Below are 16898 nucleotides of genomic sequence, written 5' to 3'. Positions count from 1 at the left end.
TAGCCCGAGACGGTCCCGGGCTGACAATTTCGACTGTAATGGACGTTTCTAAATGACTAGTCATTGGGGACGTTCTTTTACGACTAGTCGTTTAAGAACGTCCCCAATGTCTAAGTTAGGCGATATGGAGGGGGTTGGCGGCGTCGACGGCATCGGGGGCGTCGGAGAGGTCGCCAGGAGCAGTGTCTGCCGGGTCCTCGTCGGGGGTCTCGATCTGCTTGATCATGACCTCCTGGCCCTGCAGCAGATAGGTCTCGCCGCTACCGCAATGGGGGCAGGTCTTGCCGTGCTCGACCGTCGCGTAGTCGCAGCCGCACGCCTCGCAATGCGTCACGGCCTCGACAGGCTCCACAATAAGCTCCGCGCCCTGCGTGATAGGCTTTTTATCTGCCGCCCAGCGCCAAGCATCAAGCAGCAGATCGGGAACGACGCCCGAGACCTCGCCCAGGAGCAGCGTCACGCTCGAAACGCGACTCACGCCATTGGCGCGCGCCACATTCTCGACATCGCGAATGATGTGATAGACGATTCCTAATTCATGCACTTTTTCTTCCGCCGTTCTAACGAACGGCGGTCGACTTGACGCTGCGCGAGCCCCAGACGGACGATCTGCCTTTCAATCGTCGGGCATGGGCAAAAGCCCTATGCCCTCCTCTTTCAAGGCACCTCGCCACGCCTGGGACTCGCTCGCTGTCCAACCGTTCTCTACGCCGTTCTCTTGTTTGTTGCGTTTTTTATTTCTTCCCAAATTTGATTTTGATCGCGCGCTTCAAAGCGTACTTGCCGAGGCTCGGGAGCTTTTGCTCGTATTTGACCATCGTGGAGCACTCGGGGCGGTCGCGATCCAGATGGATGGCGTCAAACGCGCACTTGGTGGTGCACAGGCCGCAGCCGATGCACTTGTTGGGGTCGGCGATCGAGGCACCGCAGCCCAGGCAGCGAGCGGTCTCGGCGCGCACCTGCTCCTCGGTAAAGGTCTCGACGTACTCGCTAAAGGGCGCAGCCTTCTCGCGCTCGCGGTCGACACGTGCCACCTCGCGGCTTGCGTTGTCATAGCTCTCAATCACAACATCGTCGCGGTCAAGCGCGGTGTAGCGGCGCTGGTTGCGGCCGATGGTGAGCGTGGAGCCCGGCTGCACAAAGCGATGGATGGACACCGCGGCCTCATGACCGGCCGCGATAGCGTCGATAGCAAAGCTGGGGCCGGTGTAGACGTCGCCGCCCACAAAGATGTCGGGTTCGGCGGTCTGGTAAGTCTGGGGATCGGCAAGGGCACCCTGGCCGCGGCCGAGCTCCACCTTGGAGCCAGCCAGCAGGTCGCCCCACACAATGGACTGGCCAATCGACATGACGACACGGTCGGCATCGACACGGCGCAGATCGTTCTCGTCGTACTCGGGCGCAAAACGGCCCTCGTCGTCAAAGACACGCGTGCAGCGCTTGAAGGTGATGCCGCACACACGACCCGCATCGTCCAGGTGAATCTCCTTGGGGCCCCAGCCGCAGCTGATGTGAGCGCCGTCCTCAACGGCCTCGCGACGCTCCTCCTCGCTGGCGGGCATCTGGGCCTCGCTCTCCAGGCAGAACATCTCAACGTGCTCGGAACCCAGACGGCAGGCGTTGCGCGCGACGTCGATAGCCACGTTGCCGCCGCCCACCACGATGGTGCGGCCGGGCAGCGCGTCAATCTTGCCGCTGTTGACCTCGCGCAAGAAGTCGACGGCCACGGTCACGTCCTCGGCATCCTCGCCCGGAATACCGGCGAGGCGGCCGCCCTGGCAGCCGATGGCAACATAAAAGGCCTTAAAGCCCTGCTCGCGCAGCTCGTCGAGCGTCACATCGCGACCGACTTCCACGCCATAGCGGAACTCGGCACCCATCAGGCGAATGACCTCGACCTCGGCCTCGATAACATCCTTCTGCAGCTTAAAGCTGGGAATACCGTAAGTGAGCATGCCGCCCGGGCGCTCGTTTTTCTCGAACACGACGGGCTTGTAGCCCTTCTCGGCCAGATAGAAAGCGCAGGACAGACCGGCCGGGCCGGCACCGATGATGGCGATCTTCTGATCGAAGCCGCCGGCACGCGTCGGGGTCACCACGGGCGGGACATAGCGGGTCGCGGCATCAAGATCGCGCTGGGCGATGAACTTCTTGACCTCGTCGATAGCCACGGCGGCATCCACGCGACCACGGGTGCAGGCATCCTCGCAGCGGCGGTTGCACACGCGGCCGCAGATAGCGGGCAGCGGGTTCTCGCGCTTGATGAGCGCCAGCGCCTCGTCATAGCGGCCCTGCGCCGCGAGCTTTAAGTAGCCCTGAACGGCAACGTGCGCGGGGCAAGCCGTCTTGCAGGGCGCGGTGCCGGACTCGTGCGTCTCGATACGGTTATCGTTGCGGTAGTTGGGCGACCACTTGGTGTGGTCCCACTTGGTGGCATCGGGCAGCTCCTGGCGCGGATACTCGGGCACCTGTCCGCCGGCCTTTTTGCTGCAGAGCTTCTGGCCGAGCTTAGCGGCACCGGCAGGGCACACCTCAACGCAGCGACCGCAGGCCACGCACTTATCCTTCTCGACCTTGGCGACATAGGCCGAGCGCGACAGATTGGGCGTGTTGAACAGCTGCGAGGTGCGCAGGGCATAGCACACGTTGACGTTGCAGTTGCAGATGGCAAAGATCTTGTTCTCGCCGTCGATATTGGTGATCTGGTGCACAAAGCCGTTGTCCTCGGCCTGGCGCAAAATGTCGTAGACTTCCTCGCGCGTCACATAATGGCCGCGGTCGGTCTCGACCACGTAGTCGGCCATATCGCCCACGGCAATGCACCAGTCGGCCGGGTCGTCGGCGCAGCCCTCGCCCATCACGCGACGGCTCGCGCGGCAGCTGCAGGTGCTGGCGGCATACTTACCCTCGTATTTGTCGAGCCAGTGCTCGATATGCTCGATCGGCACCGAGGTACTCGCGGCATCGATGGCCTTCTCGACCGGAATGACATGCATGCCGATGCCGGCACCGCCGGGCGGCACCATCGGCGTGGCCTTGGACAGCGGTCCCTTGGACGCCTGCTCAAAGAACTTGGCATAGACCGGATGCTCCTCGAGCTGGCTCACGCGCATGTTGAGGAACTCGGCGGAACCCGGCACCAGCATGGGCAGCACCCACTGCTTGGCGCGCTCGGGGTTTTCCCAGTTGTACTCGAGCAGACCCGTGTAGCTCATGTCGTCGAGCATCTTCTCGATATCGGCCTCGGGCATGCCGGTGAGCTTGACCATCTCGGGCAGCGTATAGGGACGGCGCATCTTCATCTTGCAGAGCACTTCGGCCTGCTCGTCGGTTGCGGCCTCGGCAAACGACCAGTACTCGTAGCCCAGCAGCTCGTCGCGGTGCAACAGGCGGTTGGTGCAGTGCTCACACAGTTTGACGATGGCCTCGCGCGGATGCTCCGGTATCGGCGGCACGAACTCCGCGCCGATATCGGGCTCGGTATAGCTAATCCCCGGTCCGTTGAGAATCATGGTTATCCCTTCTCTTGCCGCAGCCCGGCGAGACCGCAGCGCCCCTCTTTTTTTGCAGGCCGAGCATGCCCCCATGCCGTTCACCCGCCATTGTTGACATTGTGTCAAAAATAGTATTGACGAACCGTCAACAATATTCAAGACTGTTAGGCGAACGGTCAGGCAAAAGAGGATGAAAGGCGGCAAAACATGGGCAACAACACAGCGGATATCTCTGTGGTCGATGCCGTCCCCGCATCCGATAGCGCGGCAAAGCGCCTGACGGGCGACGAACGCCGTCGCGAGATTCTCGATGCCGTGCGCACCGTAAGCTCCGAGCTGGGCGTGTCCCACCTATCGGTATCGGCCGTGACCAAGCGAGCCGGCTGCACGCGCTCGCTGTTCTACCACTACTTCGCCGACATGGACGCCGCCGTCACCGCCGTCATGGACGAGGCAATCGACGGTTTTATCTCCGAGCTCGAGCAGTGGAATGCCGGCCGCACCGTTGGTGATATCGAGGGCGCGCTCGACACCGTCGCCCCACTCTTTAAGCGTCTGGTCGCCAGCGGCCACGAGCTGCCGAGTACGCTCACCTCGAGCAGCGGCGCGCTCTACGGCGGCTTTTTGCACAACGTGGTCCAGCGCGTGGCGCAGTATATCTGCGATACCACCGTGGTGGATTTTGTCGCCCATCATGAGCTACGCATCGACCATGTCTACGAGACGTTCTACACCCTCATCATGGGTCTTTTGATGTATATCCGCACGCACCCCGATGTGCCCGACGAGACGGTCAAGGAAATCATCGCCTCGACACTCCACATCGAGGGCTACACCGCCAAGTATCCGGAGCGCAAGCCCCAGAACTGACGACATTTGGCCAAACTGCCCGCGATCGGAAGAGGGGCCGCGGGCGTGTGAAAGGAGAGCAGCATGCTGTTCGATGTTTGGGGTAGCGATACCCTTATCCACTGGGCCGGCTGGGCCATGGTCTTTATTGGCCTGATCGTGCTCAACGAGGTCGGCCGCCGCACCAAGCTGGGCGCGGCAATCATCTTTGGCGTGGCTCCGCTGGCCATGACCATCTACTGCGTCGCTATCGCCATCGGCGTCTCGCAGGGTGCCGAGTGGGCGCTCACCAACCCCACCCATGTGTACCAGAACAGCTGGTTCCACTACGCCAAGGTATACGCGGCGCTGGCCGGTTGCTGGGGCTTCATTGCCATTAAGTACCAGTGGGGCAAGATCGGCAAGGCGCATTGGTTCCGCGCGTGGCCGTTTGTGATCGTCGCCATCAACATCATGATTGCCGTCGTGTCCGACTTTGAGAGCGCCTATCACTTCTTTGTCCTGGGCCAGTCCACTTGGGTCACCTCCGAGGGCGCCACGCAGCTTGCCGGCTGGAACAACGTGTTCAACGGCATCGCGGGCATCATCAACATCTTCTGCATGACCGGTTGGTGGAGCGTCTACGCCTCCGAGGACAAGACCGACATGCTGTGGCCCGACATGACCTGGGTCTACATCATCGCCTACGACATCTGGAACTTCTGCTACACCTACAACTGCCTGCCCACCCACTCCTGGTTCTGCGGCTTTGCGCTGCTGCTGGCGCCCACCGTCGCCGCCTTTATCTGGAACAAGGGCGGCTGGATCCAGAACCGTGCCTTTACGCTGGCCATTTGGTGCATGTTTGCCCAGGTGTTCCCGTACTTCCAGGAGGAGTCCATCTTTGTGACGCACTCCACGCTTGACCCCGGCGCCGCTACCGCGGTCTCGGTCGCTGCGTTGATCGCCAACATCGCCGCGATCATCTACATCGCCTACCGCGCCAAGAAGCTCGGCCGCAATCCCTACAAGCAGGATGTCTTTGAGGGCACCAGCGATTGGGAGAAGGCTACCGCTCGCCGCGCCAAGGTTGATTACGCGCACGCCGAGTAACATGTTGGCCGCTGTTGGCACTTGGGCATAGGCCCGCTCACCAGGCCTTTCAATCCAATGTCTCGCAGAGCCCCCGAAAAGCGTTTCGCTCGCTTTCCGGGGGCTTTTTGTCGTTGCGCCTCTATTCATCTATTCAAAAACACGCGCATATATAAAATCGGATTTCAAATCATGCGGCGGCTCTATGGAGCCCCGTTTTTGGGTACATTGTTGTCCCGATATTGAGCTTGGGGGATATATGAAAGATGAGACGATGGGCCAAGAGGATGCGGTCCAAGATGCAGAAGCGTGTGCCGAGGCCCTGGAGAGTCTAGACCAGATCGCGCTGGCCGAGATTACGTTTGACGATTCGAGCGTTGATGTGCAGCATGAGCCGGAAATCGAGGCGCAGCTCGATGATCAGGATGCAAAAGACGATGGCGCCGCGCCCACCGAAGACGAGGCAGGTCACGAAGACACCGAAAGCAAGGCCGGCAATCAGCCCGAATCCGACACGGGCGAGGAAACCGTCTTGCTCGACAGCTTGCCGGCCGAGGATTCGCTGACCCGCGAGCTTCCTGGCCTGGGTTCCGCACCAGCCGTGGACGAGACCATCGCCATGGGCGATATTCCCCTACCGTCCGTTCCCTCGGCACGCGAGGCCGAGGTTCGTCATCGCAAGATGTCGCCCAAGCGCCGCAATCTGATGGTCGCCGGTATCGTGGCCGCCGCGCTCGTCGCCGGCGGTGCAGGCTATGCTGCCTGGAACGGATATCAGCAAGAGCAGGCTGCCGCTGTCGCCGCCAATGCCCACACGATGATGTCGGTGCAGATTGGCGTGCATGCCGCGGGCCTCGACTGTTCCACCAGCTCTAAGATTCCCGTACAGGTGAGCGGTCAGGACGCTGATGGCTCATCCGTGAGCGAAACGCTCTATGTTGACGAGCACGGCCGCGGCATCAAACTGCTGCCCGGCGATTACACGCTCTCCATCGCTGCCTCTCCCATCGCGGCCGACGGCACCATCTATACCGTCCCGACCACCAAGGCTCAGGTCACGATCAAGAGCGACGGACAGGACCTAAGCAGCCAGGCCGCCTTTAAGCTCAAGGCGCCTTCGGCCGACACGGTGACTGACGACCAGATCGATGCCGCCGCCAAATATGCCGAGGAGGGAGGCGCGAGCTCCGCCGCCACCGCCAAGGTGCTCCAGCAGGCGGCAACCGCGCGGCGCGACGCCGCCGTCAATGCCGTGAGCGCGCAAAAGGCACAGGCGGCCCGTGATGCCGACGCCCGCCACAAGGCAACCGACCTCTACCAGCTCGATATCCCCGTCGAGTGGTACGGCAAGGTCGAGACTTGGCAAAATGGCAGCACGCTATGCATCTATCTTGCCGGCGACAGCGATACACCGATCGTGACGCTCGTCGCAGTGCGCGAGGGCGAGAGCTTTACGCCCGATGAGGGCGATACGGTTTTGGGTGCGGCCAACCTAGGCAACGGTTATACCGTCTACGCCAGCGGTCCCGTCTATCCGTACGTGGTGCCCCAGACCATCAACGGACGGACGCAGAATCCCGTGTCGACCTACCCTATGGACTCGGCCATTGAGCTTGTCGAGCTCACGACCGGCAACCGCTACACCTATAGCCAGATCAAGAACGTACTGGTCGGCAAAGACGGCAAGGCCGACGCTGCGACCAAACTCGAGACCGACTACCTCGCCCAGATTCTCCTGCCGAGCATCAAGGCCCAGGATTAGCGGACCATGACACCTGAGTCCTGGCCTCGCAAATCCATAGACGATTAGGAAAGGAGCCACTTCCATGCGGGCACAGCATGTACCACGCCGTGTTTGCATGGAATATCGGCCTGCTCATCCATGGTAACGATTACCGACTCGCCAAGATCAAACTGGGCCATCGCGGCATCGAGCGCGGCAATTTCGCGCTCGCGCGTTTTCTCGCTTGTCATATCCACACTTACCTGAATCAGGCCGTAAGCCTGCATGAGCAGTGCATCCCCAGCCACAAAGTCCACCTCATGGCTTTTATTCTTATCTTTAATCAGCAGGCGGCAAACCGAACCGGGCCGCACGGCGGGGGTCCTTCTTCTGAGCGCATTGAACACCGCGGTCTCGAGCCTCTGACCATGATCCAATGCCGATGCGGGGGAGAACGCTCCGAACATCGCAGGATCGACGGCGTAGACCTTAGACGCAGACCGCGTATTATTTGCAAGCGAACGCGTGAACTCCGGCACCGAAAACAGCAGGTAGGCGTCCTCGTAATACTCAAGTAAGTCGCTGAGCGTATTTCGACTGACGGATATCTGTCTGCTCTTGAACTCGTTGTACACTTTGTTCACTGACAGCTCTCGTCCCGAAGATGCCATGCACCGCGCCAGAAACAGCGAGGCCAAACGGGGGTTCTTGACGTCGTAACGTTCAACGACGTCCATGGCGACCGTTCGCGACGCATATTCCTGTAGCAGCTGAATCGCGTCTGCGGGCGTCTGCTCAAGTGTCGCGATGAATCCCCCTCGCTCGAGATATCCGACCAGATGGTGTCGGAGCAACGCTGCATCGCTCGAGGAGAAGGGTGCGTTCGACTCAGGAACGCTCCCCGTCTTATATCGGACGTATTCCGAAAAACTCAACGGAAAAAGCTCTCGCACAAGAGAACGGCCCCTGAACTCGCTCTTAAGTTCTGAGGACAGCATCTTAGAAGAAGATCCCGTCACGTAAACGGTCGCCTTCTCCGTATCGACCACGCGTCGCAGAAACGCACCCCATTCGGGTATTTCCTGGATCTCGTCAAAGAAAAGGTAGGCGCCCTCGCCTCGAGCAGCAGGATATAGTGCATAGAATGTATCGAGCACGTCCGCTAGTAGCGATGGCTCATACGGACGCAAGCGCTCATCCTCAAAATTGAAATATAGCATCCGGTCAAGCTCGACGCCTTGGCCCTGAAGCCGCCGTATCTCCTGATACAGGCGATACGTCTTTCCACAACGACGGGCGCCCACAATCACATATACGATGTTGTCGCGCTTTGGCTCCTGCGGGTTGCCCAGATCAAGGTCGCGCTCAAAGACCTGCGGAATCCCCTGTTGCTCAAAGTCCTTTATTTTTTGAGCCACCAAGTCGTTGAATGCCATAATTCTCCAATCTTGCTCTCCTGCTAATCAAGATTATAACGATTCTTGATTAGCAGGAGAGCAAGATTATGCGTATCTTGATTAATGGATAAGCAAGTTTTCTATTAGTGGCCCCTCCCGGAGGATATCGAGCGGCCGAGGGGGGCAGGCATGAACGCCTCTAGCCGAAAACAAAGTAGCTAAAAAAGCCCCGTCCCAAATGAGCTACTTAACGCCAGGGGTCGGCTTCGAAGAGGGGCTCGCGCTCGGGGCGACGATCGCTATAAGGATCGTAGCCGTCGTCATCCTCGTTCTCGGCACGGATGTAGGGGTCGCGCGGCTTGGGCACAGGCTTGGGTGCAGGCTTGGGTGCGGCCGGCGCGGCGTTGGCAACCGGCGCATTCGTCTTGTTCTTGTCTATCATCTGCATATCTCCTTGCCATGCAATCGTGTTCAACATTATCGATTGTCGCACGAAAAAGGGCGGCGGACCCAATTGGATCCGCCGCCCTTGGCGTTTAGAGACGGCTGGCAGATTTTAAGGCATGTCCCATAAATCTACTCGGCGTCGGGGACCTCGTAGGTAGCAGACGGCGTGTTGTCGCACACGACGGTAAAGCCGCCGTCCTTGTCGGCATCGACCGTCACCTGATCGCCCTCGCGCACCGTACCGTCGATGATGGCGGCGGCGATGGCGTCCACGACCTCGCGCTGGACCAGGCGCTTGAGCGGACGGGCACCGAACACGGGGTCCAGGCCACCCACGGCGAGCATCTGCTTGGCCGCCGGGGTGATGGCAAGCGTCATGCGCTCCTTGGCCAGACGCGCGCGGACGTCGGCAAGCTGGATGTCGACGATCTTCTCGATCTGCGCCATGCCGAGCGGATGGAACACCACGATATCGTCGATACGGTTGAGGAACTCGGGGCGGAAGGTCTGAGCCATGGCGGCGTCGACCTGATGGCGCATCTCCTCCTCGTCCTTACCGGACAGATCGGCGATGGCCTTGGAGCCCACGTTGGACGTCATGATAATAATCGTGTTCTTGAAGGACACCTGGCGACCCTGGCCATCGGTCAGACGGCCGTCATCAAGCACCTGCAACAGCACGTTAAAGACATCCGGATGAGCCTTCTCCATCTCGTCGAGCAAGATCACGGAGTAGGGACGACGGCGCACGGCCTCGGTGAGCTGGCCGCCCTCGTCATAGCCCACGTATCCCGGGGGCGCACCGATCAGACGCTGGACGCTGAACTTCTCCATATACTCGGACATGTCGATACGCACGAGCGCGCGCTCGTCATCGAACAGGCACTCGGCCAGCGCCTTGGCGAGCTCGGTCTTGCCTACGCCGGTGGGGCCCAGGAAGAAGAAGCTGCCGATGGGCTTGTCTGGGTCGGAGAGACCCGCACGGCTGCGACGCACGGCCGCGGCTACAGCGGAGACGGCCTCGTCCTGACCGATAACGCGCTTATGCAGCTCGCCCTCCAAGCCCTTCAACTTGTCGAGCTCGCCCTGCATCATCTTGGACACGGGCACACCGGTCCAGGCGCTCACGACCTCGGCGATCTCGTCGGAGGTCACCTGTTCGTTGAGGCCCTCGCCGTCCTGCTGCTTTTGCGCCTCGAGCGCAGCCTCGGAATCCTGAATCTGCTGCTGCAGACCCGGGATCACAGAATAGCGAAGCTCGGACGCACGGCCCAGATCGCCGTTGCGCGTCGCGCGCTCCTCTTCGCTCTTGGCCGCGTCAAGCTGGCCCTTAAGCTCCTGCACGTGGTCGATGGCGTTCTTTTGGTTGAGCCAGCCGGCCTTTTGCACGTTGAGCTTTTCCTGGACTTCGGCAATCTCTTGGCGCAGAGCCTCCAAACGCTCCTTAGAGGCGTCGTCGGTCTCTTTCATGAGCGCCTGTTCCTCGATCTGCAGCTGGGTGAGCTGACGCGTGGTGGCGTCGATCTCGACCGGCATGCTGTCGAGCTCCATGCGCAAGCGGCTTGCCGCCTCATCGACCAGGTCGATGGCCTTGTCGGGCAGGAAGCGGTCGGCGATATAGCGATCGGAGAGGTCGGCAGCTGCCACGAGCGCACTATCGGTGATATGCACGCCGTGGAAGATCTCGTACTTCTCCTTGAGGCCACGCAGGATTGAAATGGTGTCCTCGACGGTAGGCTCGCTGACCATCACGGTCTGGAAACGACGGGCGAGTGCCGCGTCCTTCTCGATGTACTTGCGGTACTCGTCGAGCGTAGTCGCGCCGATTGCGTGCAAGTCGCCACGGGCGAGCGCCGGCTTGAGGATGTTGCCGGCATCCATGGAGCCCTCGGTGGCACCCGCGCCCACGATGGTGTGGAGCTCATCGATGAACAGGATGACCTTGCCTTGCGCCTTTTGCACTTCCTTGAGCACGGCCTTCAAGCGGTCCTCGAACTCGCCGCGATACTTGGCGCCGGCGACCAGCGCGCTCATGTCGAGCTCGATGAGGTCGCGGTCGCGCAGGGTGCTCGGTACGTCGCCGGCCACGATTCGCTGAGCAATGCCCTCGACGATGGCCGTCTTGCCGACGCCCGGCTCGCCGATAAGCACGGGGTTGTTCTTGGTGCGGCGGGACAGAACCTGAATAGTACGACGGATCTCGTCGGTACGGCCGATGACCGGGTCGAGCTTGCCGGCGCGAGCCAGATCGCAGATGTTGCGACCGTACTGCTCCAACGCCTCAAACTGCGTCTTGTCCTCGGCAGACGTCACGCGGTCATCGCCGCGCAGTTCCTCGTAGACTTGCTCGATGCGCTCCTTGGTCACGCCGGCGTCACGCAGCACGCGACCCGCCTCACCCTTGTCCTCGGCAAGTGCCATCAGCAGATGCTCGGTCACCACAAAGCTGTCGCCCATCTTGGTGGCCTTTTTCTCGGCCTTCTCGATCACGCGAACGAGCTCGTTGGACAGGCCCATCTGCTGACCCTCGCCCGACACCTTGGGCGCATGGTCGATGGCATCTTGTGTGGAGCGTGCGAGCTGAGCCGGGTCGGCACCGATGCGCTCGATGATCACGGAGATATTGCGCTCGCCGGCACCGAGCAGGGCAGACAGCAGGTGGATCGGCTCCACCGCGCCGGCCTGTGCATCGGCAGCCGTGCTCATGGCGGTCTGCAGCGCCTCGCGCGACGTCATTGCTAGCTTATCGATTCTCATGGAATCACCTCTCTTGGGGCGGCCGCCCTACGGGGCGGCTTCACGTTGTTCGAGAAGTATTGTTGCCAGCTTTACGCGATCTTATACACAAATCTAAGTCTCTATATATAAGATTTTCTGAGTGAATTACGGATAGGGTACTGAGATGTCAGCCCGCCGCTGCCCAGGCGCGCTACCGTCTCGATCTGTAACATCTAGCAGCCATTTTTGATCCTAGATGTTACAGATCGAGACAGACCGAAAACCACCACAAAGAGGACAGGCACCTTTGTGGTGGTCGCGGTCTCTACTCCTTCGCCGAACCCGTACTTCCCGATTCGACGGTCCAGGGCATCTCATCCTCGAACAGCCATGTACGGGCAGACCCACTATCGCGTGCAGTCTGCGGGTCAGGCAAGCAGGTCTGTTTATAGGCATCTTGGATACACTGACCCATAAAATCGTTGAGCTCGGTCTGGTCGCCCTCCATGACATAGGCGACATCGCCGTCCATGATGTAGATGCCCGGACCCTCATTGCCCTCGTAGCCCGGATCGTACGAGACATCACATAACTTTGCGCCGTTTGCAGTGTCCAGCTCGATGGACGAGTGGCATCCGCCAACCATGTCGTTCGCTTTTGCCCGATAGGACGCATATCCGTACCAACGCTTAAATGTTTTGCCCTTGAGTAGCTCGGACGCCCTATCGATCAGGCTTGTATCCGTGGTATAGCGCATGGCCCCAAGCTGAATACGCGGATAATTGCTAATGCCCAGCACAGCCGGCTGCTCATCAAAATCAACGGTAATGGTCTCGGGCTTGTCGTCGCCGGTCAGAAGTTCGACAGATTGAGTCACAGGCTTGACCACCGGCTCCGTCACCGCAGCAGGTAGAAATGCCATACCGACAGCGCCCGCGCCAACCACAGCGATCGCAAGCGCCAAGACAATCAATCCAATACGGGCAGAACGGCTCACGGCAAAACACCCCACAATGCAAACCTTCGCCACCTGCACTAATGATACCGCCAGCTAACACTATTACCAAAAGAAGCCGCGCGCTCCTCACCACCACAAAGGGGACAGGCACCTTTGTGGTGGTTTTCGACGCTAACGGTCGACCATCTCGCGCAATGAGATTAAACTTGAATTGCTCTCTGAACATATCCATTTCTGCCTATCCTCAACAGATCTTTGTCTCGAGGAGCGCATATGAAGCCGCCTCATTCCACCGGTCGCAACGTCATCGCCATTCTCGCCATACCCATCGTGATGCTCTTCCTTATCGTCATCACGCCCTTTTCCCTTGGTATCACCTCGCCCTTCGATTTATGCGGAATGGTCGACGCCGGCTCGCGTGCCACCTCGCTCTCCTTTATCTGTCGCGGCGTGTTTTACGAAGATGGAATTCCCACCGGAAGTTGGCAGTCAAAGTTGCCACTGCTCGGTCAGATCGACGGATGCTCCCCCTATTTCTGCCTTGGACCTCAGACGCTAAACTATCTAATCGACGACCAGCCACTCGACTTCATCACCCTCGCCTACGACTACGCACCAAACACCGATGAGCGCCACATGAACCAAGTCCTCGACAAGATGCTTGGACAGTGCGGGCTCACCGAGGAGGCCGGTCGAACCATCTATAGCAACCAGAAATTAAAGCGAACAGAACTCCGCCGTGTCGGAAAAATCAAAGGGCGAAACGGGGCCGCCTACTGGGATGCCTGGGCAACACGCGACAAGGGCGAATTCGGACACAGCACCTATATGGTCACTGTCTACACCAAAGACGGAATTAAGGACAATGTTGACGATTTCGCGTCATCCAAACTCGGCATCACCAAAACAACCAAACCCGCCAGCCCAGATGAAATTCTGTAGAGCCGCCCATTAACATGCCGCTCAACGATCACAACAGCATCGAGCTCGTCCCCACCACCACAAAGGTGCCTGCCCCCTTTGTGGTGGTTTTCAACAAAAAGAAGCCGCCCCGATAACAGAGGCGGCATCAAGCAAGTCTATTTATTAGCGTCCCTCAAGACCCAACGAGAACGTCGCAGTAGCCCCAGCCACACCTTTCCCTCGGGCGACCCTCGCGAAGCGCGTGAGCACGAGGGAAAGGTGTGTCCGGGGCGTACAGCAGAGTTACTCGGCAGCGGCCTTGAACTTGTTGTAGTTGATCAGGCAGCCGGCCTTGACGATGGCACGCTCTTCGGCCGTCATATCGGCAATATAGAGCTCAATCTGCTCGACCGCACCATCGGCGCGCACCACGTAGGCGGCGATGTCCTTCAGGTCGCCATCGAGCGCGGCACGGATACCCGGCACAAAGACGTAATCGCCCACCTCAAAGTTGGGCTCGGCCTCCATCTGGAAGGGCACCATGCCCCAGTTCATCACGTTGGAGCGATAGCGCTTGGTGGCGTACTCGTGGACGATGTTGGCCAGGCCGCCAATTACGCGCTGGCAGCTCGCGGCCTGCTCGCGGGCGCTGCCGTCGCCAGGCTTCTTGGCGTAAATCATGGAACCGAACTCGGTCGCCTTGGCATCGGCCGCGACACCCGCGCCGGCCAGCGCCTCAAACACACCGGCAAGCTCGGCATCGAACGCCGCCAGGTCGCCCGCGGACTCGCCGGCAACGCGACGCTTCTCCACAGCGTCGACCTCCTTGGAGCGACCCACGTAGGCCGGGTCGCGGCGGCTCAGCGTAAACTCAGCCAGGCCCAGCGGGTTGGAGCGGAAGGAGCTCGTCTCGCCCGAGGGAATGAGCTCGTCGGTCGTGGTGACCGGGTCCATGATCTTGGAGCAAACCTTGAGCAGGATGTCGTCGCCGAGCGGCTCCATCGCGGGCCACGGCTTGATGTTGGGGCCTTCGACCAGCTCGTCGGCAGGCTCCGCCTTGCCAAAGCCCCAGCACACGCGCTTCTTGTACGGCGCGTCGTCAAAGGTGTACTCGCAGGCCTCGTCCCAAGTGTCCTCGGGCAGGTCGGTCGCCGGCGTCAGGACGCCGCCGTTGGCAGCCGTTGCCGCAATGGAGCGGGCGTCCATCAGGGCCACGGCGCTCAGCTGGCCATTACCCGGCTTGGAACCCTCGCGGTTGGGGAAGTTGCGCGTGGTGTGACGGATCGAAAGGCCGTTGTTGGCGGGCGTGTCGCCGGCGCCGAAGCACGGGCCGCAGAATGCCGTGCGCACGATTGCGCCGGCCTCCATGAGGTCGTAGATGTAGCCGCGGCGTGTAAGTTCGAGCGCCACGGGCTGGCTCGTGGGATAGACCGACAGCGAGAACTCGCCGCAGCCGGTATTGGCGCCCTTGAGCACGCGGGCAGCCTGGACCACGGAGTCATAGTTGCCGCCCGAGCAGCCGGCGATAACGCCCTGCTGCACGTGCAGCTTGCCGTCGACGATCTTGTCGAGCAGGCTAAAGTGCGTCTTGCCCTCGCCGATCTTAGCGGCCTCGAGCTCCACCTCGTGAAGGATGTCCTCGAGGTTCTCGTTGAGCTCGTCAATCTCAAAGCCGTTGGAAGGATGGAACGGCAGCGCAATCATGGGCTTGATGCTCGACAGATCGACCTCGACGCAGCCGTCGTAGTAGGCAACATCGGCAGGCTTGAGCTCACGGTAGTCGTCGCCGCGGCCGTGCATGGCTAGGAATGCGTGCGTGTCCTCGTCGGTGGCCCAGATGCTCGACAGACAGGTGGTCTCGGTGGTCATGACGTCGACGCCGTTGCGGTAGTCGGTCGTCATGCTCGCGATGCCGGGGCCCACAAACTCCATGACCTTGTTCTTGACGTAGCCCTTGGCAAAGACAGCGCGGATGATGGCGAGCGCCACATCGTGCGGGCCGACGCCGGGGCGCGGGGCTCCCGTGAGGTAGATGGCGACGACGCCGGGATAGGCGACGTCGTAGGTGTCGCGCAGCAGTTGCTTTGCCAGCTCGCCGCCGCCCTCGCCCACGGCCATAGTGCCCAGAGCGCCGTAGCGGGTGTGCGAGTCGGAACCCAGGATCATCTTGCCGCAGCCCGCGAAGTTCTCACGCATAAAGGAGTGGATAACGGCGATATGCGGCGGAACGAAGATGCCACCGTACTTCTTGGCGGCCGAGAGGCCAAAGACGTGGTCGTCCTCGTTGATGGTGCCGCCCACGGCGCACAGCGAATTATGGCAGTTGGTGAGCACGTAAGGCAGCGGGAACTGCTCCATGCCCGAGGCGCGCGCCGTCTGGATGATGCCGACAAAGGTGATGTCGTGGCTCGCCATGGCGTCGAAGCGAATCTTGAGTGCCTCGGGATCTCCGGACGTATTGTGTGCCTGGAGGATCGAATACGCGATGGTGCCGCGCTTGGCATCCTCGGGCGTCTGCGTAATACCGCGCTCGGCAGCCTCGGCCGCAGGCACAACCTCGCTGCCGCCGCGCAGGTAGATGCCGTCCTCGTACAGCTTGACCATACTGTCTCCCACTCTGCCCAAAACGATTTGGGCGCATAGCATACATTCGTTCAATATCGTGCCATAGAACGGTTGCGAGTGGGTTACGAATCTCTGCGTTCACTTTATCTCAGTAAAGCAGAGGACGAGTTAGGTCCTGGGGAGGCAGACTTAGACGCTCAAATGACGAGAGTGGATAATCTCCCACTTTGAGCCTGCAAACAGGCAAAAAACGGGAGATTATCCACTCTCATTCTGCAGGTACTCATTTAAGTCTGTCCCCAATGAGTGCCTACAGGTCGCCGCCCGTGCCCAGCAGTTTGCGCATGACTTGCTCGGGGTTGACCGAGCCGTCGCGCGGGGCCAGGGCGGTGATCTTCTTCTGCATCTTGTACTCGTGCAGCTCGTCCTCGAGCTGGCGCACGCGTGCGCGGAGTTTTTCGTTCTCGCGCTCGCGCTCCTCGGCACGCTCCTTCATATCGAGGATGCGCACCACGCCGGCAAGGTTGATGCCCTCGTCAGTCAGCTGGTTGATGAGCTCCAGGCGCTCGATATCGGCACGCGAATACAGACGCGTGTTGCCGCCCGAGCGCTGGGGGTTCACCAGGCCCTTGGACTCGTAGACGCGCAGAGTCTGCGGATGCATGCCGGTCAACTCGGCCGCCACGCTGATCATGTACAGCGGTTTATTCCTATTGTCCTCGGCCATGCTACCTGACCCCTTTCCGTCTCGTTATCGTCCATCATAAGCCCGC

The 16898-nt window shown here is 60.5% G+C and carries 12 protein-coding genes; 4 read left to right on the top strand and 8 right to left on the bottom strand.

The genetic code is table 11. From position 1 onward, the window contains the following. Positions 1 to 115: 115 nt before the first annotated feature. Positions 116 to 544 (bottom strand): hydrogenase maturation nickel metallochaperone HypA, encoded by a 429-nt coding sequence (locus tag DW171_RS07830; RefSeq protein WP_118270898.1) that lies wholly within the window; start codon positions 542 to 544, stop codon positions 116 to 118. Between the two features lie 190 nt (positions 545 to 734). Further along, a complete protein-coding gene (locus tag DW171_RS07825; protein ID WP_199586918.1) occupies positions 735 to 3512 on the bottom strand; it encodes an FAD-dependent oxidoreductase in 2778 nt (925 codons plus the stop codon). 189 nt (positions 3513 to 3701) lie between these two features. On the opposite strand from DW171_RS07825, the gene DW171_RS07820 reads away from it, so the two are divergent. The 3 genes from DW171_RS07820 to DW171_RS07810 all read left to right on the top strand — a co-directional run bounded on the left by DW171_RS07820 (position 3702) and on the right by DW171_RS07810 (position 7176). Beyond that, positions 3702 to 4364: a TetR/AcrR family transcriptional regulator gene (locus DW171_RS07820; RefSeq protein WP_118270897.1), complete on the top strand. Its 663-nt coding sequence runs from the start codon at positions 3702 to 3704 to the stop codon at positions 4362 to 4364. Between the two features lie 63 nt (positions 4365 to 4427). Then, complete coding sequence (locus DW171_RS07815) at positions 4428 to 5435, top strand: DUF5692 family protein (protein ID WP_118270896.1); 1008 nt, start codon at positions 4428 to 4430, stop codon at positions 5433 to 5435. Positions 5436 to 5673: 238 nt separating this feature from the next. Further along, positions 5674 to 7176, top strand: a complete 1503-nt coding sequence (locus DW171_RS07810) for a hypothetical protein (RefSeq protein WP_147357351.1) — start codon at positions 5674 to 5676, stop codon at positions 7174 to 7176. A gap of 44 nt (positions 7177 to 7220) precedes the next feature. Here the strand turns inward: DW171_RS07810 and DW171_RS07805 are convergent, their stop codons facing one another. From DW171_RS07805 to DW171_RS07790, 4 genes are all read right to left on the bottom strand, one after another. Further along, complete coding sequence (locus DW171_RS07805) at positions 7221 to 8573, bottom strand: ATP-binding protein (RefSeq protein ID WP_055250796.1); 1353 nt, start codon at positions 8571 to 8573, stop codon at positions 7221 to 7223. A 208-nt stretch (positions 8574 to 8781) separates the two neighbouring features. Further along, entirely contained in the window at positions 8782 to 8976 is a 195-nt protein-coding gene (locus DW171_RS07800; protein WP_233502698.1) for a hypothetical protein, read from the bottom strand. A 134-nt stretch (positions 8977 to 9110) separates the two neighbouring features. Continuing rightward, positions 9111 to 11738: an ATP-dependent chaperone ClpB gene (gene clpB, locus DW171_RS07795; protein ID WP_118270894.1), complete on the bottom strand. Its 2628-nt coding sequence runs from the start codon at positions 11736 to 11738 to the stop codon at positions 9111 to 9113. Between the two features lie 286 nt (positions 11739 to 12024). Then, positions 12025 to 12696, bottom strand: coding sequence for a hypothetical protein (locus DW171_RS07790; protein ID WP_147329350.1), 672 nt, complete (start codon positions 12694 to 12696; stop codon positions 12025 to 12027). 234 nt (positions 12697 to 12930) lie between these two features. On the opposite strand from DW171_RS07790, the gene DW171_RS07785 reads away from it, so the two are divergent. Beyond that, entirely contained in the window at positions 12931 to 13599 is a 669-nt protein-coding gene (locus DW171_RS07785) for a hypothetical protein (protein ID WP_117848332.1), read from the top strand. 264 nt (positions 13600 to 13863) lie between these two features. On the opposite strand, the gene DW171_RS07780 is transcribed toward DW171_RS07785, so the two are convergent. Together DW171_RS07780 and DW171_RS07775 are read right to left on the bottom strand one after the other, a co-directional pair. After that, positions 13864 to 16164 carry a hydratase gene (locus DW171_RS07780; RefSeq protein WP_118270893.1) on the bottom strand — a complete coding sequence of 767 codons (2301 nt, stop codon included), beginning with the start codon at positions 16162 to 16164 and terminating at the stop codon, positions 13864 to 13866. Between the two features lie 271 nt (positions 16165 to 16435). Further along, positions 16436 to 16852, bottom strand: coding sequence for a heat shock protein transcriptional repressor HspR (locus DW171_RS07775; protein WP_055250809.1), 417 nt, complete (start codon positions 16850 to 16852; stop codon positions 16436 to 16438). Positions 16853 to 16898: the final 46 nt, after the last annotated feature.

The organism is Collinsella sp. AM15-2, assembly GCF_003471985.1.
Lineage (GTDB): Bacteria > Actinomycetota > Coriobacteriia > Coriobacteriales > Coriobacteriaceae > Collinsella.
The sequence above is the reverse complement of the archived record's forward strand: the minus strand, read 5'-3'. Positions and strand labels throughout refer to the sequence as shown.